Annotated in this window: 23 protein-coding genes; 9 read left to right on the forward strand and 14 right to left on the reverse strand. The window is 47.0% G+C overall.

What is annotated here, in order from left to right; translation table 11 throughout:
• Positions 1–151: 151 nt before the first annotated feature.
• The 5 genes from NG821_RS00940 to nusB all read right to left on the reverse strand — a co-directional run bounded on the left by NG821_RS00940 (position 152) and on the right by nusB (position 3,865).
• Positions 152–619: a DUF5606 family protein gene (locus NG821_RS00940; RefSeq protein WP_252759786.1), complete on the reverse strand. Its 468-nt coding sequence runs from the start codon at positions 617–619 to the stop codon at positions 152–154.
• Positions 620–737: 118 nt separating this feature from the next.
• Positions 738–1,340 carry a dephospho-CoA kinase gene (gene coaE, locus NG821_RS00945; protein WP_252759787.1) on the reverse strand — a complete coding sequence of 201 codons (603 nt, stop codon included), beginning with the start codon at positions 1,338–1,340 and terminating at the stop codon, positions 738–740.
• Positions 1,337–2,203: a YbbR-like domain-containing protein gene (locus NG821_RS00950; protein WP_317233067.1), complete on the reverse strand. Its 867-nt coding sequence runs from the start codon at positions 2,201–2,203 to the stop codon at positions 1,337–1,339. The genes coaE and NG821_RS00950 overlap by 4 nt, the downstream gene beginning before the upstream one ends.
• 132 nt (positions 2,204–2,335) lie before the next feature.
• Positions 2,336–2,659, reverse strand: coding sequence for a preprotein translocase subunit YajC (gene yajC, locus NG821_RS00955; protein WP_252759789.1), 324 nt, complete (start codon positions 2,657–2,659; stop codon positions 2,336–2,338).
• A 66-nt stretch (positions 2,660–2,725) separates the two neighbouring features.
• Entirely contained in the window at positions 2,726–3,865 is a 1,140-nt protein-coding gene (nusB, locus tag NG821_RS00960; RefSeq protein ID WP_252759790.1) for a transcription antitermination factor NusB, read from the reverse strand.
• A 255-nt stretch (positions 3,866–4,120) separates the two neighbouring features.
• Here nusB and NG821_RS00965 point away from each other — a divergent pair, with 255 nt between their 5' ends.
• The 4 genes from NG821_RS00965 (at position 4,121) to purN (ending at position 6,566) form a co-directional block, all read left to right on the forward strand.
• Complete coding sequence (locus tag NG821_RS00965; RefSeq protein ID WP_252759791.1) at positions 4,121–4,822, forward strand: 50S ribosomal protein L25/general stress protein Ctc; 702 nt, start codon at positions 4,121–4,123, stop codon at positions 4,820–4,822.
• Between the two features lie 88 nt (positions 4,823–4,910).
• Positions 4,911–5,504, forward strand: a complete 594-nt coding sequence (gene pth, locus NG821_RS00970; RefSeq protein WP_252759792.1) for an aminoacyl-tRNA hydrolase — start codon at positions 4,911–4,913, stop codon at positions 5,502–5,504.
• Positions 5,482–5,937, forward strand: coding sequence for an RNA-binding S4 domain-containing protein (locus NG821_RS00975; protein ID WP_252759793.1), 456 nt, complete (start codon positions 5,482–5,484; stop codon positions 5,935–5,937). Before pth ends, NG821_RS00975 begins: the two co-directional genes overlap by 23 nt.
• Before the next feature lie 53 nt (positions 5,938–5,990).
• Complete coding sequence (gene purN / locus NG821_RS00980) at positions 5,991–6,566, forward strand: phosphoribosylglycinamide formyltransferase (protein WP_252759794.1); 576 nt, start codon at positions 5,991–5,993, stop codon at positions 6,564–6,566.
• Between the two features lie 77 nt (positions 6,567–6,643).
• On the opposite strand, the gene NG821_RS00985 is transcribed toward purN, so the two are convergent.
• A complete protein-coding gene (locus tag NG821_RS00985) occupies positions 6,644–9,619 on the reverse strand; it encodes a TonB-dependent receptor (protein ID WP_252759795.1) in 2,976 nt (991 codons plus the stop codon).
• Between the two features lie 145 nt (positions 9,620–9,764).
• On the opposite strand from NG821_RS00985, the gene aroB reads away from it, so the two are divergent.
• Complete coding sequence (gene aroB / locus NG821_RS00990) at positions 9,765–10,811, forward strand: 3-dehydroquinate synthase (protein WP_252759796.1); 1,047 nt, start codon at positions 9,765–9,767, stop codon at positions 10,809–10,811.
• 42 nt (positions 10,812–10,853) lie between these two features.
• Here the strand turns inward: aroB and NG821_RS00995 are convergent, their stop codons facing one another.
• From NG821_RS00995 to NG821_RS01020, 6 genes are all read right to left on the reverse strand, one after another.
• Positions 10,854–12,002, reverse strand: a complete 1,149-nt coding sequence (locus NG821_RS00995) for an acyl-CoA synthetase family protein (protein WP_252759797.1) — start codon at positions 12,000–12,002, stop codon at positions 10,854–10,856.
• A 41-nt stretch (positions 12,003–12,043) separates the two neighbouring features.
• On the reverse strand, positions 12,044–13,078 hold the full coding sequence (locus tag NG821_RS01000) for an o-succinylbenzoate synthase (protein WP_252759798.1): 1,035 nt from the start codon (positions 13,076–13,078) through the stop codon (positions 12,044–12,046).
• Positions 13,079–13,162: 84 nt separating this feature from the next.
• Positions 13,163–13,999, reverse strand: coding sequence for a 1,4-dihydroxy-2-naphthoyl-CoA synthase (gene menB, locus NG821_RS01005; RefSeq protein WP_252759799.1), 837 nt, complete (start codon positions 13,997–13,999; stop codon positions 13,163–13,165).
• Between the two features lie 50 nt (positions 14,000–14,049).
• Positions 14,050–15,750, reverse strand: coding sequence for a 2-succinyl-5-enolpyruvyl-6-hydroxy-3-cyclohexene-1-carboxylic-acid synthase (gene menD, locus NG821_RS01010; protein ID WP_252759800.1), 1,701 nt, complete (start codon positions 15,748–15,750; stop codon positions 14,050–14,052).
• Positions 15,751–15,843: 93 nt separating this feature from the next.
• Entirely contained in the window at positions 15,844–16,920 is a 1,077-nt protein-coding gene (locus NG821_RS01015; protein ID WP_252759801.1) for a chorismate-binding protein, read from the reverse strand.
• Positions 16,913–17,377, reverse strand: a complete 465-nt coding sequence (locus NG821_RS01020) for a PaaI family thioesterase (RefSeq protein WP_252759802.1) — start codon at positions 17,375–17,377, stop codon at positions 16,913–16,915. The genes NG821_RS01015 and NG821_RS01020 overlap by 8 nt, the downstream gene beginning before the upstream one ends.
• Positions 17,378–17,617: 240 nt before the next feature.
• Between NG821_RS01020 and lysS the strand changes: the two genes are divergently transcribed.
• The 4 genes from lysS (at position 17,618) to NG821_RS01040 (ending at position 22,823) form a co-directional block, all read left to right on the forward strand.
• Positions 17,618–19,366 carry a lysine--tRNA ligase gene (gene lysS, locus NG821_RS01025; protein ID WP_252759803.1) on the forward strand — a complete coding sequence of 583 codons (1,749 nt, stop codon included), beginning with the start codon at positions 17,618–17,620 and terminating at the stop codon, positions 19,364–19,366.
• A gap of 109 nt (positions 19,367–19,475) precedes the next feature.
• The gene (locus NG821_RS01030; protein WP_252759804.1) at positions 19,476–20,471 is read left to right on the forward strand and encodes an NAD(P)H-dependent glycerol-3-phosphate dehydrogenase; all 996 of its coding nucleotides are present in this window, start codon (positions 19,476–19,478) and stop codon (positions 20,469–20,471) included.
• 52 nt (positions 20,472–20,523) lie between these two features.
• A complete protein-coding gene (locus tag NG821_RS01035) occupies positions 20,524–21,885 on the forward strand; it encodes a glucose-6-phosphate isomerase (RefSeq protein ID WP_252759805.1) in 1,362 nt (453 codons plus the stop codon).
• Between the two features lie 161 nt (positions 21,886–22,046).
• Positions 22,047–22,823, forward strand: a complete 777-nt coding sequence (locus NG821_RS01040) for an HAD family hydrolase (protein ID WP_252759806.1) — start codon at positions 22,047–22,049, stop codon at positions 22,821–22,823.
• A 146-nt stretch (positions 22,824–22,969) separates the two neighbouring features.
• On the opposite strand, the gene NG821_RS01045 is transcribed toward NG821_RS01040, so the two are convergent.
• Positions 22,970–23,287, reverse strand: coding sequence for a heavy metal-binding domain-containing protein (locus NG821_RS01045; protein ID WP_252759807.1), 318 nt, complete (start codon positions 23,285–23,287; stop codon positions 22,970–22,972).
• A gap of 430 nt (positions 23,288–23,717) precedes the next feature.
• A complete protein-coding gene (mnmA, locus tag NG821_RS01050; RefSeq protein ID WP_252759808.1) occupies positions 23,718–24,791 on the reverse strand; it encodes a tRNA 2-thiouridine(34) synthase MnmA in 1,074 nt (357 codons plus the stop codon).
• Between the last annotated feature and the right edge of the window lie 177 nt (positions 24,792–24,968).

Below are 24,968 nucleotides of genomic sequence, written 5' to 3' on the forward strand. Positions count from 1 at the left end.
ATCCGGCACAATACCGAACTCATTACTTTTACTATTTGAGAATCTGAGAATTGACATTCCGCTTATCGAAGATGCCTCATGAGAGATCACTGACTGTCTTCCAATCCGAACATCAATCCCCGAAATCGCTCTCGAACAAAATCGGAATAATCTATTTTTGTGCAGCTTTCTCAGTTTTAGCACCCTCTTCGCGGTCTGCAACATTAGTTCCCTGAGTAGGAGCCAATACCTTCTTGAAATCAGTAATCCCATTCTTCACGAGAATATCATACCATTGGAAGAGTTTCTTGATGTCACTGTCATGTACCCGATCCTGATCCCAGTTAGGCAAGACCTTGGAAAAGTATTTCTGACGCTCAGCTGCGCTCGCTTTACGGAAGTTGAAAGACAAAGGTTGAAGTCCCTCTTGTTTCCCTACATTCTCCAGGACTTGCCATAATGGTACGTCATCGGCATCAGTATACATGGCTATATCGCCGAGACTGGTCACCCTGTCAGTGGCAAATGCCGGTAGACGGCGGTGTGTATCATCAAGTACTTCTACTATTAAATTACTTTTTCCACGTGATACCAGTTTATACAAGCCTGGTTTCCCGGCAATTGAAAGTATAGTTTCCATTTTTCAACTTATAATTTAAGATTTATTTTATTATTGTTGATTTCAAATTTCATATATGATCATCAGGACAAACTTTCCCAAAAGGCAAACCGGCAGAAAGTGATCCTTTCAAACTGACTCACGGTTTCTCCGGCATGTTACCAATCGTATGGAGCAACCGAGACACCTCAGTCTCAAGGTCGACCTTCCCGTCATTGACGATGACCAGATCACTCCGCTTTTCCACCTCATTCTGAGGCAACTGGTTGCGGATCCACTCCAAAGCCTTCTCCCGGCTGATTCCATCTCTCGACATCACTCTTTGGACACGAACCTCCAGTGGAGCTGAAACGCAAACCACAATATCGACATCCACGCGACGGTCAAAGCCACTATCAAAGAAAATCGCACTCTCCAGCCACTGCATTCCACTGTGGATAAAATCCGATGCCACAGCCGGGTGAATGATGTCGTCCAATGCCTGACGATGCTGCGCACTTCCGAGAAGGAACTGGGCGAGTTTATTCTTTTGCAACACCCCGTCATGGTATGCATCCGGTCCAACGAGTCGGCAGATAGCCTGCTGTAAAGTCTCATCCAGAGCCATCAGCCTCTTTGCTGCAGCGTCGCAATCATACACACGGATACCATGTTCACCAAGGAGTTTGCAGATATAAGATTTACCGGTACCAATGCCGCCGGTAACAGCCACTTTTCTCGTTTTCACGTATCCTGTCATCATTCGTTTTCTTCAATCAGGTAATCCACCTGATTCACATCCAAGTGCGGTTTCATGATCCCATGAGGGAACATCTTCAGATGGAGTTTGCAATTCTTTGTTGAATCAGAAGCCAACTCTTTATAATTAGCTACGACAGAGAACTGACTGACGTGAATCGTCCTGAACATTGATGCACCGATGATAAAACTCACCTTCACCTTGCTCGGGAAAGTCCTGAGCACTTTACCTGCCGGCATATTGATAGCCGTAATAGGCACCTCCACACTTTCCTCTGTCAGGATATCCGGGAACAGTCCGATCTGTACACGGTTAGGTACAATCTTCACGCCCCTGATACTCTTCAGGGAGACCATGCGATAGAGCGTGTCCGAGAAATTGGTGATATACAGATTCTCCGTACTCACGGAATGAACCTTATCCAGCAAATGCCGGTTAGCATAAACCGTCACTTTCTCAGGCCAGAACTCTACTTTAGAGAGGTAATAACTCTCTCCCGGCACCACCGTTCCAGCCATGCGCACCGGCACCACTTTCGAAAGTCCGAAGTTGAAATAGAAATCCAGTTTACCGGGTTTGAACTGAGTAATCTTCGAAGACTTGAAGAGTTGTAAATAGATAGAAGCCTTGATATCCCCTATAGGCACATTGCCGTGTCCGGTATCTTTTTGCGCATAGGCAGAAAAAGGAACAGATACAGGTTGTATGCTCTTGGATGTAGAATAAGCCAGCAACTGGAAGCCTTTGTCCCGGATGGTGACATAGACCGTATCCTCAAGAGGACCGGTAATGACAGCATTCCTCGGCACCCCCGTAAGACGGAGCGCGACAGGGTACTCCTTCTCATAGGTTCCATTCAGCGACATCAGCAGCCAAAAGATAGCGCTCAGCGCCAAAAAGAATAAAAAAATCAGAAACTCCTTACTGATAATACGCTTAGGCAAACCCAGCAAAAAGTCCCTGACCAATTGAAGTATATGAGATGCGTTATGCATTCTTTATTTTGCCTGGTTCTGCGAAGCAGAAGCCGGGTTGGCAAATACATAATTTTTATCTACTGTTATCACTACGCCATGAGCGACTTCCAGGTCGATGGTATTACGCGCCGGGTCAATATGCTTGACTTTGCCATAGATACCTCCACCTGTAACCACCTCTGACCCTTCTGTCAGTGCGTTCTGGAATTTTCTAATGTCCTTTTGTTTCTTCTGCTGAGGGCGAATCATAAAGAGCCACATGATTACGAAGATAGCTATCATCATAATCAAGAATCCCATTCCGCCTGATGCAGCACCCTGCTGAGCTAGTACTAGTGATGTCATAATCGTTATTTCTAATTTAGTAAATATTTATCGCTTTGAAAACCTGATGGTTTTTATCCGATTAAATCATTCTTCCTTTTCCGGTTTTGCCTCGTCTTCTGTCTTTTCAGAATGAGGAGAAGGAACTGCTGCCGGCTCATCTTCCTTTTCAGGAGAAGTCGGGCGTTCTTCGGTTTCAGTCTTTTCTCCGTCAGGTTGATCTGCTTTTTGGATTCGAGGGCGGTGTTCCGTCGTTCCTTGTACCGGACGCTTTTTATCGTTCGTACGCGGGCGCAGTTCTTCCATCGGTTTAGCCATCTTGCCCGTCTCGTTCAAGTGCCGTGCAATCGTGTCGAGCATCCCGTTGACATAGCGGCCGCTTTGAAGCGTACTGTACAATTTGGCGAGATTGACATATTCATTGATGGTGACGCTCACCGGAATATTCGGGAATGTCAGCATCTCCGCAATGGCGATCTGCATGATCACAACATCCATGTAAGCCAGACGGGAGAAATCCCAGTTACGGCTCGTCACACTCATATAATGCTGATAGGCATCCGCATTGAGGATCGTCGCGCGAAAGAGACGACGGGCGAAGTCCCTGTCCTCTTCGTCATTGTACTCGGGAAGCAGTTCCTGTTTGGAACCTTGTTCCGGATCAAAGCGCTTGATCGTCTTGAGGACGAAGGTATCCACGATCTCCTTATCATCATTCCAATACAGGCTCTTATCCTCTAAAAGAGCATCCAGGTCTTCATTCTCCTGAATATTCTGCTTATAGAGTTTGCGCCAGAACTCCCGCTCTGCATTGTAGGAGTCATCAGTGTCAGCTATATAGTTCTTATACAGTTCACTCTGCTGCATCTGGGTAAGCAATTTCCGGACAAACTCGAGGTCGTCCTCCCATTTTGTCTTTTGATTGGCTGTAAATTCAGAGAGCATTTTGTTTTCTTCCAACTGAACAGCGAACTTATTATAAGCAAACTTCTGCGACGGAGGTTCCTTGCCTTCACGTGCTGCACGAGCAGTGAGCACTTCGACCTGACTGCGTGCCTCTTTTGTAACGGCGACAATAAGGGCTAGCAAGACATTGTAAAGATCATACGCCTTCGAAAGGCTAAAAAGCAACTCTTTCTCGGCATTGTCAATGTTTCGATCCCCGTTTTGATAGTATGCATAGGTTAACTGAACTACCTTGATACGTATTAACTCTCTGTTAATCATCTCATCTATATTTGATTATTTGTTTCAGCAATCAACAAACATTGCAAAAGTAGGCAATTCTGCCGTAATATGCAAGAGAACCACGAGAAAATCAAGAAAATTTAAGGAAAAGTTGCATAACTCAGGGAAAAACAGTAACTTTGCCACGCTTTTCAAGATTGAAAAAGAACAGGCGTGGGTGTAGCATCCTATTTTGTTCTGAATCAGTGTGATGGCGAATTAAAGTCCAATATTAATTTAGAGTAACACTTTAAAATGAAAGAAATTAACATTTCAGGTCAGAAGCGTACAGACCTTGGGAAGAAAGCTTCTAAAGAACTCCGTAAGCAAGGTATGGTTCCTTGCAACATCTATGGCGAAGCAAAGAAAGACGGCAAAGCCATTGCAATGGCTTTCGCTTCACCCATGAGTGAATTGAGGAAAATTGTCTATACCCCGCATATCTATGTCGTCAACATCAACATTGACGGAGAAAAGCATACGGCAATCCTGAAAGAACTGCAGTTCCACCCTGTTACAGATACTTTGTTGCACGTTGACTTTCTGGAAGTCAATGACCAGAAGCCTATCACTATCGGCATCCCAATCGAACTCAAGGGATTGGCTCCAGGTGTCCGCGACGGTGGCCGTATGAACTTGTCTATCCGTAAGATTGACGTGACCGCTCCTTACCAGAACATTCCTGAACGTCTGATCGTGGATGTTACGAAACTGGAACTGGGCAAGAGTATCAAGGTCGGCCAACTCCACTATGACAATATCGAACTTGCCACGGGCAAGAATGTCGTTGTATGCTCTGTGAAGATGACCCGTCAGACCACTACCGATACCGCTGAAGCTGCAGCAGGCACTGAAGCAGCAGCAACTGACGCTACAGCAACCGCAGCAGCAGGTACTGAGGCAGCAGCAGATGCCACTAAGACAGACGCTAAAGCCAAGGAACCGGCAAAGAAATGATTCGGATGAAGGTTCGGAAATGAGTAAACCTCAGCCGGACCTGATTTTCTAACCCATCAGTTATCCGATTTAAGGTTAACATCGACACATGGACAAATATTTGATTTGTGGTCTGGGTAATCCTGGAAATGAATATGAGGGAACTCGTCATAATACGGGATTTATGATATTGGACGCTTTTGCAAAGGCGTCCAATATTCGTTTTGAGGACAAGCGTTATGGCTTCGTCGCAGAAACGACACTGAAAGGAAAGAAGGTTTTCCTACTCAAACCGACTACTTTTATGAACCTGAGTGGAAATGCTGTCCGTTACTGGTTGAATAAGGAAAACATCGATCAGAAAAGACTTCTCGTCATCTGCGATGACCTGAACCTCCATTTGGGAGAATTCCGACTGAAAGGAAACGGCAGCAATGGCGGCCACAATGGTCTGGGCCATATCCAGCAACTCATTGGAGAGGATTATGCCCGCCTTCGTATGGGCATAGGTAATGATTACCCCAGAGGAGGACAGATAGACTGGGTTCTGGGACATTATAATGATCAAGATATGAAGATTCTGGAACCAGCTATCCAAACCGCAGTAGAAATCATCAGAAGTTTCGTCCTCACAGGACTGGATGAGACCATGAACACTTACAACCGGTTAGGGAAAGAACATGGCAGAATCAGCAAGAATTGACAAATGGCTTTGGGCAGCACGCATATACAAAACGCGTTCTCTGGCTGCCGATAATTGCAAGAATGGCAGGGTGACCATCAAAGGCACTCCTGTCAAGCCCTCTCATCTGATCAAAAAGGGTGAAATCATTGATGTCAAGAAACCGCCCATCACTTATTCTTTTCAGGTACTCGACTGTATAGAACAGCGGGTAGGAGCAAAACTTCTTCCCCAAGTATATAAGAACGTCACGAGTCCGAAGCAATATGAATTATTGGAGATGAGCCACATCAGCGGTTTCGTCAATCGGGCTAGGGGAACAGGGCGCCCCACAAAGAAAGAAAGACGGAATATAGATTCCTTTATAGCCCCTACCTTATTCGGATTCGATGACGATGACTCGGACGACGATATCGACAATGAGTACGAGAAGGAAAAGCATAACGATTTCTGACAGAAGGCCTGCCTCTAGTATGGATATTGACAATACGAACAACTAACTCAATTATGACGAACATTGCTATTTTCGTCTCAGGGAACGGCACGAATTGTGAAAACATCATCCATTATTTTGCCCCATCAAAAGACGTGAGAGTTTCACTTGTCTTATCCAACAAAACAGATTCATACGCTCTTGTCCGTGCCAAGAAGGCAGGTGTACCCACTGAAGTTTTATCCAAAGTTCAATTCAATCAAGAGAACATCCTTTTGCCGCTCCTGAAGAAATACCAGATCGACTTCATCGTATTGGCCGGTTTCCTTCTGCTCATACCCAAATATCTCATCCGAGTTTACCCGCGGAAGATCATCAACCTCCACCCTGCTCTCCTGCCTAAATTCGGTGGCAAGGGAATGTGGGGACACCATGTGCATGAAGCCATCAAGGCTGCAGGAGAGAAAGAGACAGGCATGACGGTACACTGGGTGAACGGACAATATGATGCCGGACAGATCATCGCCCAGTATAAGACACCGCTAAGTCCTGAGGACACGTCTGATGACATCGCCCGAAAAGAGCATGCCCTCGAAATGAAATATTTTCCGAAGGTGATAGAAGAGACGATCCGTAAGCGCTTCGAATAGCCCGTCTTCTCTCCATCGACAAAAAAAGACCGCCTGGTTTCATTACCAAGCGGTCTTTTTCTATTTCTGTTACCCCATCAGCCTCTCGGGCCTCCGAAGCCTCCACCACCACCGCCACGATGCGGTCTGCCTCCAGGCATATTAGATCCGCCCTGAAAACGGGGATCATGGAAATCAGGACGATTACCCATACCCCTCATATTCTGTCTGGCCTCTTTATTTCCAAAGACATTCAGACGGTAGATGACGTGCAACATCGCATAACTGTTAATGCTGTTATACTGGGTATCACTTCTCATCGTCGCATTGATGGTACGGCTGAGATTGCTCTCATTATGCAGAATATCATAGAACTGCAATGTCACTGTCAAAGGTTTTCCGCTCAGGAAACCCTGACCGATCTGGGCATTCCATATCAATTCATTCGTATTCATGGATGCATCACTGTACCCCCTTCTACTGTTTTCATGCAAGTCAGTCGCAAGGGTCATCCCCCAAGGCAGAGTGACATTAACTGTGGTACCATAAGCAAACTGCCAAGTATCCATATTGCTCTGCGTCTGGAGTTCGTTACGAGCATGAGTATAATTGAGAGAACCGTCTACACCGACATCCAGCCAACTGTTACGGAAATCACCACCCAGACGCTCGCCTAATGTCAATGTACGTGTGGTATTTTTCTCAGAATCACTGGTGTTGTCCATGCTCAAATACCCCACATAATGATTGTAATCAAGATTCGTAAAAGTATTGACGCTAAAGTATCCCGTCGTATCTATAGCCGTATTGAACATAAAGGCACCCGTCGCATTCCAGTTACCGTTGATATTTTCCGGTTGCGTTATCCTGCCGCCGGTCGTCTCGTCATAGGTCACTTTATCACTGATACTGTTGCGAGTCGTCGAATAGTTGACGTATGTCATCAAGGCACGCTGGTGCTTTTGAGCATAGTTATTATAGAACAACCTGAATGAGTTGGTGAACGACGGTTTCAATCCAGGGTTACCTTTCGAGATATTAAGCGGGTCACTGTCATCGGTAATATCCAACAGTTGAGACATACTAGGTTGGGAAGAAGTCCCACGATAGTTAACTCTCAAATAACTGATCGGAGAGAATTTGTACCGGAAGTCAAGTGTCGGAGAGAAGTTGGTCACCGTACGTGTGGTATCAACATTGACACCCATATAGTTCTGTTTGTATTTTGTCTTCTGCGGCTGTAACATGACACCGGCATTCAGCTGGAACTTGTTCCGGATCATGCGGAACATCAGATTGAATTCCTGTATATAATTAAGGTACTCGGAGTACCGGCTCAGATCATTATCCAAATAAGAGTCCAAAGGATTCGGCAGCAAACTCAAATAATTGTTCCAGCCCCGGTATACAGGGATCACCCCATCAAAGAAGTCCTCACCTAAATTACTGAAATCATAGGTCGACCGGTCGCTTCTGGAATAGTTATACGTAAACTGATACGTAAATTGCAGATACATCGCCCGCGCTATCGGTTCACTGTACGTGCCCTCAAGACTGTAACTGCGGTTTTTGGTCGGCATCAGGTTGTAGCGGTTCGTCTGGTAAGTTGAATCCAACCCCAAAGCCGTTTTCATCAGATAAAGATGAACGGCATTGGTTGACAAACTCTTCGAATCACTCTTACCTATACTACCATCAGCCCTCAATGTAAAGTTACGCCCTTTACTGTTCAATTTACGATTGTATTGCAACATTGCCGACAGACTCTTGGTATCACTATAGGAAATGCTGTTAGCAGTTTGGGAGTTGACCATCAGACTGTCCTGAGCCAATTTTTTGAAAGACTCCGCAGAGAGCGGATCCGTCACAAACTTATACGGGTCATCATTATAAGAAGCCGATGTAGTAGCGGAACGACTGTCACTTGTGGAATAAGTAAAAGAAGGTCTGAACATGATATCCGTCATCGTATCCGGATTCCATTCCAGTCTTGCCCTGCCATCCCAACTGTTAGAGCGGGTAAAGTTCCGATTGAGAGAATTGGAAAAAGACCCCACCTTGCTGACGAAGTTCTCACTCGAGTTGTTCGTATTCACATCACCGTCAGAGTGATTCCACCGGACGCTGGCATCAACGGCAATCTTATTCTTGATCGAATAATTATAGTTGGCGCCAACCATCTTTGTGGCATTCAGGCCCTGCTGGCCACCACCGAAGAAACCCCTTCCACCTCCGGGGAAGCCCATATCATTCACATTATTGAAATTGGAAAAGAGCATTACCCTGCTCTTCGAATTGAAATAGGAGCCCATCACCCTTTCAGCATAACGGTCATGTGTGCCATAAGAGAGATCAATATTAGAGAACATCCCCTGATGCATTCCCTCTTTCAGTCCGAAATCCAAAACAGTCTGTTCTTTACCATCGTCAATACCCGTGACCCTTGCCAGGTCACTCTTCTCATCGTATGCCTTGATCTTGTCAACTATGGAAGTCGGCAAGTTCTTCAAAGCCGTCTTGGTATCACCGGTCATGAACTCCTTACCGTCGACGAGGATTTTCTTGACAGTCTTACCGTTAATCGTTATCGTACCGTCATCACTGATCTGTGCTCCCGGGAGTTTCTTGACCAACTCTTCTACTACAGAGCCTTCAGGCGTACGATAAGCAGCAGAATTGTAGACGAAGGTGTCCTCCTTGACCACCACTTGGGCAGCATGTCCGACGACAGTAGCTTCTTTCAGCATAATGGCATCAGCCGAAAGAGCGATCTTACCCATAGCAAGATCCTTATCATCCTGAATGACGATCCTCTTGAAACTGGTACGGTATCCGATACTGGATATTTTCAATAGATACTTCCCGTTTTCGGCAGCATTTAAATGGAAAAGTCCCTTCTCGTCTGAAATGGTACCGCCGACATACGTACTGTCCATTTTCAACAACTGGATTGTCACTTGCTCCAAAGGTTCCTTAGAGCTTTGGTCATTAATCTGACCTGAAATCAATCGGCTTTGAGCAAAAGAAACAGCCGATAAGCTAATTAGAAATAACAGGAGAAATAATCTTCTCATCAATCAATTCATTTTATTATTACTGTCTCTTAGACGTATTTTCTCCACACTTGTTTAATCACACCAATAAAAAAAATTACTTTTTTACTGATTTTCCATTAAAATGATTTATATTTGCCAAGAGAAAGTTTACGTTATTTTCGTTATGGAACAGAGAATTATATTATCCAAACATTTCAAGATTGAACTCGCAACTGTCATCTCGGAATGCGAGCATGATAAGATATTTGTATTGACAGACAAGACGACCAATGAAAAATGCTGGCCGCTACTCAAGTCGCACCTGAGTTTGAAGCATGCTCAGGTCATCACCATCGAAGTCTCAGACACACACAAGAACTTGGCTACTACCGTAAAGGTATGGGAGGCTTTGGGCGACAAAGGCGCAACCCGGCACTCGCTGCTGATCAATTTAGGCGGAGGGATGGTCACGGACCTTGGGGGATTTGCAGCCTCTACATTTAAGAGAGGTATCAATTTCGTCAATATCCCGACAACCCTATTGGCAATGGTCGATGCATCGGTAGGCGGAAAGACCGGCATCAACTTCAATGGCCTCAAGAATGAAATAGGTGTATTCAATGATTCCAAATTCGTCATTCTGGACACCCATTTTCTGAATACGCTCGATGAGAAAAACATCCGCAGCGGTTATGGGGAAATGCTCAAGCATGGCCTGATTTCCAATGAGAAGATGTGGGCAGAACTCCTTAAATTTGATTTGGCCCACCCTGACCTGAAGAAACTTCAGTCCATGCTTGCAGACTCCGTGAAAGTCAAGGAGCGTATTGTCAAAGAGGATCCTCATGAGATGGGCATCCGCAAGGCACTCAATTTCGGTCATACCTTCGGCCATGCTTTCGAGGCCTGGAGTCTGAAACATCAACCTATCCTTCATGGTTATGCCGTAGCTTACGGACTGATCTGCGAACTTTACCTGAGCAGCGTGAGGATGCACTTCCCTACAGATAAAATGCGCCAGACCATCGCGTTTATCAAAGCCAACTATGGGAGTCTTCCCATTACCTGTAAGGATTACCCCGAACTCATCAGGCTGATGCATCACGATAAGAAGAACCGCGGCAATGAAATCAATGTGACCTTGCTCGGAGACATCGGTGATATTCATATCAACCAAACTGTCAGTGAGTCAGAATCCAAAGAAGTCCTGGACTTTTTCAGAGAGAGTTAAGGGCCATCTCCTTTTCATTCCCTATTGCACATATTTGTTTGTTCATTGTTGCAAAGCGATCCTTTCAGCCTCAGCTCTCGCCGGTTTACCGGTCTCCGTATAGGGAAGTCGGTCAACATGAAGATAGAGTCGGGGCTGCCAGTAACGCGGCAGCACACGTTCGCAACGCACTTTCACAGAGTCCAAATCAGTCTGTTCAGTGAGAAGCACGACGATCTCACCGAACTTTTCATCCGGTCGTTTTGTAATCAAATAAGGTGAATGAAGCACCGGTCTCAGGATTTTCTCCACCTCTTCTATCTGTATTTTTATTCCCCCACTGTCGATGACATTATCCTTTCTGCCAAGGATCCGGAATTGTAATCGTCCCCCTTTTCCCTTGTCGGCCAAAGGACGAAACTCTACCCTGTCATTGGTGACTAACTCGCTTTCATGTACCAACGGCGCATCAATGACCAGGCATCCATCAGCATTTCTGCTGACCTTCACACTTTCAAAAGGCGTATACCATTCACTGGCAGTGGGCCCGTTCAACCGTCGGAGGGCGATATGAGACAAAGTCTCCGTCATACCATACGTACTCCAGACTGCATGAGGGAAATGGCGGAGTTGATTCTCCAGCGCCAAGTCGATGCTGCCCCCTCCAATAATAAGGTGTTGGATATTTCTGAGCAAGTTTGCTTCTTCAGAAACCTGCAGAGAATTATAGACCTGCAATGGAACCATAGCAGCAAAATCAGGAACAAGAGGAGTCGTCTTATGAGAAACGTCAGGAAGAGAGATATCACTTGGGAAAGGTTTGAGCACAGACCGTTCTTTCGAGAAAGACAAAGTAGATTGTCCCTTCTGAGTATCAAGATTGTCCGAGGCAGACAGAGGTTGCCAAATCCTATAGTTCCCCTGCAACAGAGAAGCCAAAGGATGTCCGCTGGGGACGACCTCCAACAGATTCAAGCCCCGCTCCATCGCTCTTACGACCACCATCTTCCCTGCGATATAATCCAGTTTCATGCAGAGCAAAGCACTGTCCCCCGCTTTCAGTCCAAGGAAGTCACAAGTGATCCGCGCGCTGTTCAGCATCCTTTGCTTCGATACCCACATCGGTTTAGGTTTTCCCGTAGACCCGCTCGTATGCACCAGCACTTCCGGACTGTTACTCTTCCATTCGGCAAGAAACTCTCCCAAATTCATCTTTCCGCTATCCTCCAATCGTCACGACAAAACACAATCGCTTATTTATCCCCATACCAAAGTTGGTCACCCTTCAATTGCAAAGGCATTGGGATATTATCCGTAAAGAGTTGGCCGGTGCCAAGGCCCTGAGGGAAAGAAATATGAGGTCCATATACTTGGGCTGCAAATTGAGCCACGGCATTCAGACCGACATTACTCTCCAGGGCAGAAGTGATCCAAGAGCCGATACCCTTTTTTCGAGCGAGTTCTATCCACTCCCGGCAACCCACCATTCCACCATGAAGGCTAGGTTTCAGGACCAGGAACGCGGGATGAATCGCATCCAAGAGTTCTTCCTTCATCGCTTTCATGTTCACGCCGATCAATTCCTCGTCAAGGGCAATGGGAAGAGGTGAAGCCTGGCATAACCGAGCCATGTCTTTCCATTGATGCTGCTTGATAGGTTGTTCGATGGAATGAATGTCATATTGAGCCAGTTTCTCCATCCTCGGCAAAGCATTCTCAGGCGTAAAACCACCGTTGGCATCAACCCGCAGTTGGACATCAGACTTGGAGAAACGTTCCCTGATATGCTTGACCAGATCCAGTTCTCGCTCAAAGTCGATTGCCCCAATCTTCAATTTCACGCAATGAAACCCCAAATTGAGTTTTTCTTCAAGTCTCCCGAGCATTTCTTCAAAAGTCCCCATCCAGACCAGTCCATTGATAGGAATCCCCTCTTCACTTCTGGCAAAAGGCGTATCAAAGAGAGCGGTAGACCCTCCGGCCTTAAACTGTGCAAAGGCTGTTTCCAAACCGAAGAGGATGGATGGATAAGGCCTCAGCATCTCATAAGGGATCTTCCCCAACTGCTCGACCATCATACAGACATGCTGCAAGAGACGCAGATATTCGGGAACGGCATCGCAAGACAGATCAGGCAAGGTCGCACATTCCCCCACACCTTTCACATCAGGTTGCTCATCAGAAGTTAAAACGAGATAGTAACTTTTGCGTTCAGTATAGACCCCGCGCGAAGTTCCCGCAGGTTGCTTGAAATGGAGCGTGCGCTCAGAAATTTGAATATGATACATAGACATAGGATAAGTCTTCAATTATTCAGAACATCAGAGGAGACAGACCTTTCTGTAAAACTATTTACTAAGTCTGTCCGACATTCAAGGGAATTGCGGATATTTGCTGAAGTCAGGTTTTCTCTTCTCCAGGAATGCACGGCCGCCCTCCTGAGCTTCGTCCAAAGTATAGTAAAGCATGGTCGCATCACCAGCCAACTGTTGTATACCTGCCTGACCGTCCAACTCAGCATTGAAACCGGCCTTCATCATACGCAGCGCCAAAGGAGAACGCTCCATCATCGTCTCAGCCCAAGAAACAGTTTCGTCCTCCAGTTGATCGAAAGGCACGACCTTATTGACGAGTCCCATCTGTTCAGCTTCCTTGGCCGAATACTGACGGCACATATACCATATCTCACGCGCTTTCTTCTGTCCGACGATCCTTGCGAGATAAGATGCACCGAACCCGGCATCGAAAGAACCGACCTTAGGACCGGTCTGTCCGAAAATCGCATTGTCACTGGCTATCGTCAGGTCACAGACGAGATGGAGCACATGCCCGCCACCGATCGCATAACCGTTAACCATCGCGATCACAGGTTTGGGCAGATACCGGATCTGCATCTGGACATCCAAGACATTCAGGCGAGGGACACCGTCATCGCCTACATAGCCGCCACGGCCTTTGACATGCATATCACCGCCGGAACAGAACGCTTTATCCCCTGCGCCCGTCAATATCACGACCCTGATATCCAAAGTATTGCGGCAATAACTGAAGGCCTGACTCATTTCCAATACCGTCAATGGCGTAAAGGCATTACGATAACGTGGACGGTTAATCGTGATCTTTGCGATATGATTATACTCTTCAAAAAGAATTTCTTTAAAATCAAACCCCTGAATGGGTTTCCATACTCTCTTGTTATGATCTTCCATATCTCTTATTTTTAACGACCTGCCGACTCACGACAGGCAAATATTAATGGTCATTTATCTTTAGGTTCAGAAGACTTGCACGAAGACAGGCAACTCTTGAAATAGGCCTGATAAACTTTGATATCTGTTTCAGAATCCGTAAACACTTCCAAAAGCATCGGGCGATTGGTCTTCCTGGTAAGGAGTTGGACAATACCTGCCTGCATATCTTCCATACCGTTAGCCTGCAGATAGCCAATATCATTCTGAGTGCAAAGTCCCTTAGCCATGGTCTGGTGATCCCCACGTACAAGTTTTTCGCGTGCAGGACTCTGGCGAAGCCCTTCAAACTGGTTGAAAATGGCACCGCCGCCATTATTCATCAAGATGATGCGGAAATTACCTTTCAGATTCTGATTCCAAAGCGCATTCGCATCATAGAAGAAACTCAGGTCACCCAAAACACAGAACACCTGATCTCTGCAGACGACAGACATGCCCGCAGCTGTAGACAGCGAACCGTCTATCCCATTTACGCCCCTATTGCACCAGACATGATGCCCGGCAAAGATGTTGGCGATCCGGACGGCATTGCTGTTGCCATACTGTACTTGATAATCATAATCAATATCTTCCAACTGTTCTTCAAAACACTTCACGACAGCCATTTCCGAATATGCCGGTTCATAAGCGGCAGCATGATTTTCAGCATTGTCGAGTGCCCGCTTCCAAGTTTCATGGAAAGGCAGAACCGTTTTCGGTTTCTTTCCTATTGCCTCTGCCAAATGTTTCAGAAAATCGGCAGTATCCGTTTGTACGATTCCCCTCAAAGACTTGAAAGTATCATAGACCGCCGGATCATCTGAAGCTATCCGCCACGTCTCCAGATCCTTATCAGCTCGGAGGAACACTTTCAACGATTTGCTGACCAGCGTATACCCCATGAAGACGAGGAAGTCCGGCTGATACTCCGGGGCCTTGTTTCCGGAAAGGATCTCTTCGAAATGCAAGATATTGTAGTCAGGAACGCTCAAGCGTTCATCCAGCAGGACACCATAATCAGCTATGACTTGCAAACTCCCTTGGAGATCATCATAGACAGAAGGTGCGTCCTGGCCGATGACAACCATAGGCCGACGAGCCTGAAGGAACCTCTCGATAACAAAATCACGCCCTTCAGGAGACACATTGTCGCCGAAAGACCGGATCAGACGCTCCTCAGGCAGTTGCTTGACCGTATATTCATACAGAGGTTCCGTGATCGGCACATTGATATGCACCGGTCCGCCACCATGACGAGAAGAAGCCAGCAAGGCCTCATTGACCAACCGGTTGCAATACCAATGCGATTCCTCATTACTACCCGGTTCAGGCAAAGAGACAGATTTCAGCACAAACTTTCCCAAAGCGCCTTCTTGAGGAATCGTCTGCCCGTCCAACTGATCGATCCACTGTATCGGACGATCTGCTGAAACGACGATCAGACGCTGGTGTTGGTAACAAGCCTCAGCCACAGAAGGAAGGAGGTCCAGAAGGGCACTGCCGGAAGTGACACAAACCACCACTGGACCGTGGGTGTACTGACACATGCCCAAAGCATAGAACCCTGCAGACCGCTCATCCGTACAAGGATAGCAGGAGACGGAAGGACACACTTCCAAATTGTGTACAATCGGTGAATTCCTGCTCCCGGGACAGACTACAGCATGGCGCACGCCATGTTTGACCAACAAATCCGTTAATATATTGACATTCTCTTTATTGCTATACATCTTTTTATCCATCAATTTACTGTAAAAATAGATTCTTCGTTATTCGGACAAACTTAGGGACAACGGCAAAGGTCAGTTCTATTTTGCCCTTTCCTACAACAGTCGCTCCATCGTTCCCAACTTTGCCCCTGTCTCCAGCCATTCATCCTCACAATGGCTGTCGTTCAGCAAGCCGCCCCCGGCGTAAAGGTCACAATAGTGAGCAGTCAACTCCATGCATCTCAAGGTGACATAAAGATGGGTCTCGCCTTGAAAAGAAAGCGGACCTTGAAACCCACTGTAATAGCGGCGCGGGGCACATTCATTTTCGAGGATGAAGCGGCGAGCCTTCTTCTTGGGAAGTCCGCAAACAGCCGGTGTCGGGTGAAGCGCATCCAGCAGGTCGCCCAAATGATCATGGTCAGGCAATGTGAATCTGAAATCACTCCGCAGATGCAGAAGGTCAGCAGCACGCGTCGTATAAGGCGGTGTCTTTTCGAGTTGGTTGGAAAAACGGTCGACACATTTCTCGATATAGTCAGCCACAAGTGCCTGCTCATGGATATTCTTTTTCGTCCACAGGGCATTCCGTAAAGCCGGATCCCGATAAGGATTCTGAGGGAAAGACGTCCCCGTATCCCCCGACTTCATCGTACCTGCCAAAGCGATCGTCTGCCAGATCCGCCCACTGCCTTTCAGGAGGATTTCAGGGGTAGCCGTCAGCCACGTCCCGCCCTCTTGCGTGGAGACGAGAGCGACGAACAGATGAGGATAGCACCTGCACGCCTTCTGAAAAAGTTCTTCCGGAGTCGGCAAGTTTTCGATATATCGACGTGAGCGTCGGGCCAGAACAATTTTCTGAAACTCCTTACCAGTGAGTTGTCCATGAAAGGCCGCGAACATCTTCTGATAAGACTCCCATTCACTTGAAAGATCATGGGACTTACCGGCATCGGAAATGCCTGCATCCAACTGATCAGCACCTTTCGATGCACCGATCTTCAAGACCTCCACCTGATCAGGTACGAGGAGGAGCACAGGTGTCTCTCTGGAAGGATCAAAGGGAGCGAAGACAAATCCACTCCGTCCGTTAAGGTCAGATACAGCATCTAAGGCAATCGGTTGGGATTTGGAGGACAGGCAGACACATTCGTCCTGACCGGGCAAACGGTAGATGGCATAATTATCCATTAGTGGTACCGCCCTCCTTTTGCTTCCCCTCCTTCACAGCTTTCGGACTACGGGGACTCAGCACATAATTCGTCACCTGCACGGTAGAGATCAGTTCGCCCGCCTCATTCCGGATATCAATATGCCATTGGTGAAGCGTGCGGCCCTTGTGTTGCAGACGGCCATAAGCAGTGACAGTGTCCCCAAAGAGGACAGACTTCAGGTGATTGCCGCTCACGTTGATGCCGACACATATCTTCCCCGGACAGAGTGCCATACTGCCGACGCCGGCAAGATTCTCCGCCAAAGCCAATGTGGCCCCACCGCTCAGGAAACCGAACGGCTGTTTGTTGCGTTCATCCACTTTCATCTTCCCGATCAATGTATCAGGTTCAGGTGTTGAGATAAACTCGATACCTAAGGTCTTGGACAGACCGTCTTCCCGTTTCAGGATATTCCGTTCTCTTTCGATATTCATACGTCTGATGTTAGAATGGCAAAATTACGAAAAAACAAGGATATAAATTCATGAAGAGATTAGATTTTGGTTTTCTACTGTTAAAATGGAAAACAAAAGGAAAATGAAAGTTGATACTTACGAATGTAAACCTGGATATAAAGTTCCTCCAAAGAGAAGAATAAAAATCACAAAACACACGATGCTTTCGGAATAATTTATTAATTTTGCAATCAAAGTAACAGTTTGAAAATAGAAGAAATGAACGTATTAGAGCTTAGCGAACAGGAAATCGGCCGCAGAGAAAGTTTGCAAGAACTTCGGAAGATGGGAATCAACCCATACCCGGCCGCAGCGTATCCTGCCAATGCCTTCAGCACTGACATCAAAGCAGAATATAAAGAAGATGAAAAGCGCGAGGTGGTCATAGCCGGCAGAATGATGACCCGGCGTATCATGGGTAAAGCCAGTTTTGCAGAATTGCAGGACTCAAAGGGCCGGATCCAGGTATACATCACCCGTGATGATATCTGCCCTGAAGACAATAAAGATCTCTACAATAAAGTTTTTAAGAAACTCCTGGATATCGGAGATTTTATCGGCATCAAAGGTTTTGTATTCAAGACCCAGACCGGTGAAGTCACTGTACACGCCCAGTCTCTGACCCTTTTGAGCAAGAGTCTGAAACCCCTGCCGATCGTCAAGTACAAGGACGGTGTCGCATACGACGAATTCAATGACCCTGAACTCCGCTATCGCCAGCGCTATGTGGACCTGATCGTCAATGAAGGGGTCAAAGACACCTTCATCAAACGTGCCACTGTCCTCCGCACCATGCGTGACTTCTTTGACAAGGCCGGCTATACGGAAGTGGAGACCCCGATCCTCCAGAGTATTCCGGGAGGAGCCAGTGCACGGCCTTTCATCACCCACTACAATGCGCTGAACATCGACATGTACATGCGTATTGCCACAGAACTCTATCTCAAGAGACTCATCGTCGGCGGGTTTGAAGGCGTGTATGAAATCGGCAAGAATTTCCGCAATGAAGGAATGGACCGGTATCATAACCCCGAATTTACCTGTCTAGAACTCTATGTCCAGTACAAAGACTATAACTGGATGATGGGGTTCACTGAAAAACTCCTTGAGACGATCTGTATTGCCGTCAATGGCAAACCGGAAGTCCAGATCGGAGACCATCTCGTCAGTTTCAAGGCACCTTACCGCCGCATTCCCATACTGGATGCCATCAAGGAAAAGACCGGTTACGATGTGGACGGTAAAAGCGAAGACGAGATCCGTGAGATCTGCAAGAAACTCAATATGGACGTGGATGAGACGATGGGCAAGGGCAAACTCATTGACGAGATGTTCGGACAGTTCTGTGAGGGAACATTCATACAGCCGACCTTCGTCATTGACTACCCTGTAGAGATGTCTCCGCTGACGAAGATGCACCGCTCAAAGCCGGGGTTGACCGAACGCTTCGAACTGATGATCAACGGCAAGGAACTGGCAAATGCCTATTCCGAATTAAACGACCCACTGGATCAGGAAGAACGTTTCAAGGAACAGATGCGGCTGGCTGACAAAGGCGATGATGAAGCGATGGTCATTGACCAGGACTTCCTGCGTGCCCTGCAATACGGCATGCCGCCGACGAGTGGCATCGGCATCGGCATCGACAGACTGGTCATGCTGATGACCGGCAAAGAGTACATTCAGGAAGTGATGCTCTTCCCGCAGATGAAGCCGGAACCGAAGATCCCGCAAAGCAGTGCCAAGGAATGGGCTGCCATAGGCGTCCCGGAAAACTGGATGTATGTCCTCCGGAAGTGCGGATTCAACCTGATCTCAGACATCAGGGATGAAAAGGCACAGGGTCTCCAGCAGAAGATCGGAGAGATCAACAAGAAATACAAACTGAACTACGAGAAACCTTCCGTAGAGGAGATAGGCAAGTGGATCACTGAAGCTGCCAAACTCGACGCCCCCAAAGAGGCGTGACCCTCGGAAGGTACAAAACAGTTTGACGAATGGTCTTCAGGGAAGGCCCGGAACGCAGATAACTTGCAGTGGAGCTCAGGTATTTTCTAGAACACCTGATGAATGATATATGTTTAATGTAGGAAAAACAGCGATAATCGGTGACGGGTCATGGGCTACAGCCATAGCCAAGATGATCGTGAGTCATACTCACCACATCGGCTGGTATGTCCGCAGACCTGACCGCATCGAAGATTTCAGACGACTGGGGCACAACCCGGTCTATCTGTCAAATGCCCGGTTTGATGTCAGTGAAATCTATTTTTCCGATGACATCACAGAGATCGTGGACCACTATGACACGCTGGTTTTCGTGACCCCCTCCACCTATCTGAAAGGACTGCTCAAGAATCTGAAAGCTCCCCTGAAGGGCAAGTTTATTGTCACTGCCATCAAAGGCATCATCCCGGATGAGAATCTGGTCTGTTCGGAATATTTCCACCGGACCTACGGCATCCCCTACAATGACCTCGCCTGCATCGGAGGTCCCTCCCATGCAGAAGAAGTTGCCTTGAGATGCCTGACTTATCTGACCGTTGCCTGCGGTGACCGGGAAAAAGCCAAAGCCTTTACCGAATTGCTGAATTCGGACTTCATCCGCACCAAGATCTCCACAGATGTCATGGGAATAGAATACAGTTCTGTTTTGAAGAACATCTATGCCATTGCCGCGGGAATATGCAACGGTCTTCAATACGGCGACAATTTTCAGGCCGTCCTGATGTCGAACGCCGTCCAGGAGATGAACCGATTTCTGACAGCCACCTATCCTTGTGACCGCTGTATTTACGACAGCGTCTACCTCGGTGACCTGCTGGTGACCGGGTATTCCAAGTTTTCCAGGAACCGCACCTTCGGGACAATGATCGGAAAAGGCTATTCTGTAAAAAGAGCGCAAATAGAGATGGAAATGGTTGCCGAGGGCTATTACGGCACCAAGAGCATGAAAGAGATCAATGCGCACATGCGCATCAAGATGCTCATTCTTGACGCCGTATATGACATCCTCTATAACCGTATAGATCCCAAGACAGAAATCAAACTCTTGGCAGATGTATTCCGTTAGAAAAATCTATAAATTTGTAGCGGACTCAGTCCACTAATAAAAAACAACTTCAATGAAAAATATCAACTTAGACATTACTAAAGCCACATCGTTTCTGAAGAACGATGCAGTAAAATCGTATGAGTCAAAGGTTAAGGCTGCTCAGGAAGCTCTTGAAAACGGCACATGTGCCGGGAACGATTTCCTCGGGTGGTTGCATCTCCCTTCTTCCGTCACCCCTGCTTTCCTTAAAGAAATAGAGGATGAAGCAAAGGTCCTCCGTGCCAATTGTGAGGCTATTGTCGTTGCAGGAATCGGGGGCAGTTATCTAGGTGCCCGCGCCGTCATCGAAGCCCTGGGCAATTCATTCAGTTGGCTCGTCAATGACGACAGCAAGAATCCGAATATCCTTTTTGCAGGAAACAATATCGGAGAGGATTATCTCTCAGAACTGACCACTTACCTCAAAGGCAAGAAATTCGGTGTCATCAATATTTCCAAATCCGGTACGACGACAGAAACTGCTCTGACTTTCCGTCTGCTCAGAAAACAGTGCGAGGCACAGAGAGGCAAAGAAGAGGCCAAGAAGGTCATCGTTGCCATCACAGACGCCCACAAAGGCGCTGCCCGCGTATGCGCAGACAAGGAAGGCTTCAAGAGTTTTATCATCCCTGATAATGTCGGTGGCCGCTTCTCAGTACTTACCCCGGTAGGTCTGCTGCCAATCGCCTGTGCAGGATTCGACATCAAGAAAATCATCGACGGTGCCCGCGACATGGAAAAGGCTACCGGTGCACACGTGGCTTTCGAAGACAATCCTTCCGCACTCTACGCTGCTACACGTCAGGCTCTGTATACACAGAACGGAAAGAAGATCGAGATCATCGAAAACTTCCAACCCAAACTCCATTACATCGGTGAGTGGTGGAAGCAACTTTACGGTGAGAGTGAAGGCAAGGAGAATAAGGGTCTGTTCCCTGCTGCCTGTGACTTTACTACTGATCTCCACTCTATGGGACAGTGGATTCAGGAAGGTGAACGCTCAATCTTCGAAACCGTCATCTCTATCGAAAAACCGAACCACACTCTGTTGTTCCCTCATGACGATGACAACCTCGACGGTTTGAACTTCCTCGAAGGCAAACGCGTAGACGAAGTCAACAAAATGGCAGAACTGGGAACCAGACTGGCCCACGTTGACGGCAAGGTCCCCAATATCCGCATCAGTGTTCCTGAATTGAACGAATACTATGTCGGACAACTCATCTATTTCTTTGAGAAAGCCTGTGGTATCAGTGGTCTGTTGGAAGGTGTCAACCCGTTCAACCAGCCTGGTGTGGAAGCCTATAAGAAGAATATGTTCGCACTGCTCAACAAACCTGGCTACGAAGCAGAGAGCAAGGCCATCAGAGAGCGCCTCGACAAAGAAAAATAATCCCTTCTTGATATTCCGGGAGACTGACTGCTGCATGACAGAGCCAATCTCCCGGAAATTATAAATGTCCTAAATGCCAAATATGAAGAGAAGGCCTCTCCTCTCTTTTCAATTGGAGATTCAGACAGAGCAGGTAAAAAGATTGACTCTATTATTATAACATGAACAAGAAAGACATTCAGGCGGCTCTGAGCACATACAGAAATCATCTGAAGGCTTCGGGAATATCTGTCCCGATAGAAGAATCCAATAAAGGGATCCGCTGTGTCTTATTCGATATGGACGGTGTCCTCTACAATTCGATGCCTAACCATGCCATCGCCTGGACTCAAAGCATGAAGCAATTCGGAATACACATGACGACAGCTGACGCTTATGCTACTGAGGGAGCCAGAGGCATTGATACCATACGCCTTTTTGCGCAACGGCAACTGGGCAAGAACCTCTCAATAGAGGAAGCACAACAGATGTACGATGTGAAAACCGACTATTTCCACAAATTACCCGAACCGGAGATCTTCCCCGGTGTCATTGATTTGATGCGGCAGATCCAAGCCTCAGGCATTACCATCGGGGTTGTCACCGGAAGCGGACAACGCCCGCTCATCCAAAGACTGCTGCGCGACTTCGGCGAGTTCCTCAATGAAACACATATCGTCACCGCTTACGACGTCAAACGCGGTAAACCTTATCCTGACCCTTATCTGATGGGTCTGAAGAAATGCGGCAACTACCAGCCTTGGCAAGGTGTCGTCATCGAGAATGCACCTCTGGGGGTACGCTCAGGTGTAGCAGCTCATATCTTCACCATAGGCGTGAACAGTGGTCCACTACCCGATTCTGCATTGGAGAAAGAAGGCGCCTATCTTGTCTATCAGAAAATGACGCAATTATGTAAGGACTGGAATACGCTCCTGGAAGAATCAAGAAATCAATAACCCGTCTCTCTTCCTTTTCTGATATATCCCAATTGGAATCTACCAGAAAAGAAAGATTTCAGATTTTATAGAAGTTTGCCAATGCCCAGTCAAGACCAGGCAATTGGCATTTATCAATCACAGGCAACAAGTCTTGCCTTTCGGTGCTACAATATCACGGCTGTACCACTGCAAGTCACCATCAGCATGGAATTGGATTGTCCTACGGTCTCATAGTCCAGATCAATTCCGACGACAGCGTTTGCGCCTAATTGTGCAGCACGTTCGGACATCTCGCTCATAGCGGCAGTCTTTGCCTCCTTCAAGACACCTTCATAACTTTTACTTCTGCCTCCGAAAAAGTCTCGGAAACCTGCCAGCATGTCCTTGATGGCATTGGCACCTATGATTGTTTCACCTGTTACTACCCCTATATATTTCTGGACAGGATGTCCTTCAAGGGTTGGAGTTGTCGTTAATATCATTTTATTTGCTTTTTAAAAATTAATATGTATTCGATCGATTTTACTTTCTGCTTCGTCAGTTGAAGATGAGGCACTTTCTGCCTCCCAATGTCAGGTCTTTCCCTCGAGAAAAACAAGAACATTTACTGTCATTCCACCGCGTCCTCCCCATCTTTCCGGATCGTCCAACATCATTAAATTATATGGACTAACACTAAAATTTCAGCTATGAATCCCATATAAAAACAAGAAGTCGCTCTCTCGAGAAAGAAGAAGCTTTCTTTCGAGAAACAAGACGCTGCCTTTCTCGAAACTACGAGCGCTTATTTCTCGAATGGTACAAAGTCTGTTTCTCAGAAGGCTCAACCGGGGCTGCTCACTGAAAGACAAAATCGAGTTTGTTGCCCGACCGTCTTCTTCTAGAACCCATACCGTTCCCATCCGACTCTCGTCAGATGATTTCTCCACTACCGAAGCAACGGTGATGGTCTGTATCATAAACGACACAAAACTGTCCCGGAGCTACACCGTGAATGGGCGCATCAAGATGGAAGAGATAACTGCCGTCTCCCATGTCTTCTACAGTAGCTGCAGTGAAGTCAGGGGTATGCCTGATCTTCAAGGTTACCCTACTCTCTTTGACCGGTTCCGTCAGGAAATGGAAATCATGCACTTTAAACTCTTTCTTATAGGCGGTCTGTGGATCATATCCGTGGCTCACATAAAGGATATTGTTCGGCGTATCCTTCTTGACAACGAACCAGGGGCCACCACCTAAGCCGAGGCCTTTGCGCTGCCCGATCGTATGGAACCAGACCCCATTATGCTCACCGATCTTCTTGCCGGTCTCCAATTCGATGACATCTCCTTTTTTCTCACCGAGATAACGTCGGATATATTCGTTATAATCAATATTACCCAGAAAGCATATTCCTTCAGAATCCCGCCTCTTGGCAGTAGCCAGATGCTCACGCTCAGCTATCTCACGTACCTCCTCTTTCCGGTATTGCCCGATAGGAAAAACAGCCTTTTCCAACTGCCAACCGTAGATCTGAGCCAGAAAATCCGTCTGATCCTTTACCGGATCCGGACTTGTCGTCAGCCATTTCTTCCCGTCTATGATTTCCGTCTGCGCATAATGGCCGGTAGCGATGAGGTCGTAATGACACCCCATCTTTTCATCAAATGCACCAAACTTGATCAGTCTGTTGCACATCACATCAGGATTAGGGGTCAGTCCTGCCTTGACTTTGTCCATCGTATATTTGGTCACTTCCTGCCAATATTCCTTATGGCAGTCCACGACCTGCAGTTTGCAATCATATTTCTTCGCTACGGCGGTAGCCATTTCCATATCTTCCTCGCTGTTGCAGTCCCACGATTCTTTTTCCTCAGGACCTATCATAATATAGAAACAGTCAGGGTGCAAACCCTGACGAGCCAGTTCATAGACGACGACACTACTGTCTACTCCTCCCGAGAGAAGTACGGCAATACGCTTGTCTTTAATTTCATCGATATTCATAAGAAACAAAGATAGTTATTTTTATGGTCTGAAAATTCCGAGTGATGTTAAAATACTTGAAACGCATGCATTGCTTATCCTGAATCCACTCATCCGGGAGGAAAACTCTGGGACAAGCAAAGAACAAAAAAGGATCATCCGCATCCTAAGACGCCGGAAAATCCTTTTATTATATGA

The sequence above is a fragment of the Segatella cerevisiae genome, from assembly GCF_024054555.1.
GTDB lineage: Bacteria > Bacteroidota > Bacteroidia > Bacteroidales > Bacteroidaceae > Prevotella > Prevotella cerevisiae.

Bases quoted from the DNA above. Each gene is read 5' to 3' on its own strand.
- NG821_RS00965 (WP_252759791.1), top strand. From the start codon at position 4,121: ATGAAAGAAATTAACATTTCAGGTCAGAAGCGTACAGACCTTGGGAAG.
- NG821_RS00995 (WP_252759797.1), bottom strand. From the start codon at position 12,002: ATGAATTTGGGAGAGTTTCTTGCCGAATGGAAGAGTAACAGTCCGGAA.
- aroB (WP_252759796.1), top strand. From the start codon at position 9,765: ATGGAACAGAGAATTATATTATCCAAACATTTCAAGATTGAACTCGCA.
- NG821_RS00940 (WP_252759786.1), bottom strand. From the start codon at position 619: ATGGAAACTATACTTTCAATTGCCGGGAAACCAGGCTTGTATAAACTG.
- menD (WP_252759800.1), bottom strand. From the start codon at position 15,750: ATGTATAGCAATAAAGAGAATGTCAATATATTAACGGATTTGTTGGTC.
- NG821_RS01020 (WP_252759802.1), bottom strand. From the start codon at position 17,377: ATGAATATCGAAAGAGAACGGAATATCCTGAAACGGGAAGACGGTCTG.
- NG821_RS00950 (WP_317233067.1), bottom strand. From the start codon at position 2,203: ATGTCGCTGAATGGAACCTATGAGAAGGAGTACCCTGTCGCGCTCCGT.
- NG821_RS00985 (WP_252759795.1), bottom strand. From the start codon at position 9,619: ATGAGAAGATTATTTCTCCTGTTATTTCTAATTAGCTTATCGGCTGTT.
- NG821_RS01040 (WP_252759806.1), top strand. From the start codon at position 22,047: ATGAACAAGAAAGACATTCAGGCGGCTCTGAGCACATACAGAAATCAT.
- coaE (WP_252759787.1), bottom strand. From the start codon at position 1,340: ATGATGACAGGATACGTGAAAACGAGAAAAGTGGCTGTTACCGGCGGC.
- mnmA (WP_252759808.1), bottom strand. From the start codon at position 24,791: ATGAATATCGATGAAATTAAAGACAAGCGTATTGCCGTACTTCTCTCG.
- purN (WP_252759794.1), top strand. From the start codon at position 5,991: ATGACGAACATTGCTATTTTCGTCTCAGGGAACGGCACGAATTGTGAA.
- pth (WP_252759792.1), top strand. From the start codon at position 4,911: ATGGACAAATATTTGATTTGTGGTCTGGGTAATCCTGGAAATGAATAT.
- NG821_RS00975 (WP_252759793.1), top strand. From the start codon at position 5,482: ATGGCAGAATCAGCAAGAATTGACAAATGGCTTTGGGCAGCACGCATA.
- NG821_RS01045 (WP_252759807.1), bottom strand. From the start codon at position 23,287: ATGATATTAACGACAACTCCAACCCTTGAAGGACATCCTGTCCAGAAA.
- nusB (WP_252759790.1), bottom strand. From the start codon at position 3,865: ATGATTAACAGAGAGTTAATACGTATCAAGGTAGTTCAGTTAACCTAT.
- NG821_RS01030 (WP_252759804.1), top strand. From the start codon at position 19,476: ATGTTTAATGTAGGAAAAACAGCGATAATCGGTGACGGGTCATGGGCT.
- lysS (WP_252759803.1), top strand. From the start codon at position 17,618: ATGAACGTATTAGAGCTTAGCGAACAGGAAATCGGCCGCAGAGAAAGT.
- NG821_RS01035 (WP_252759805.1), top strand. From the start codon at position 20,524: ATGAAAAATATCAACTTAGACATTACTAAAGCCACATCGTTTCTGAAG.
- menB (WP_252759799.1), bottom strand. From the start codon at position 13,999: ATGGAAGATCATAACAAGAGAGTATGGAAACCCATTCAGGGGTTTGAT.
- yajC (WP_252759789.1), bottom strand. From the start codon at position 2,659: ATGACATCACTAGTACTAGCTCAGCAGGGTGCTGCATCAGGCGGAATG.
- NG821_RS01015 (WP_252759801.1), bottom strand. From the start codon at position 16,920: ATGGATAATTATGCCATCTACCGTTTGCCCGGTCAGGACGAATGTGTC.
- NG821_RS01000 (WP_252759798.1), bottom strand. From the start codon at position 13,078: ATGTATCATATTCAAATTTCTGAGCGCACGCTCCATTTCAAGCAACCT.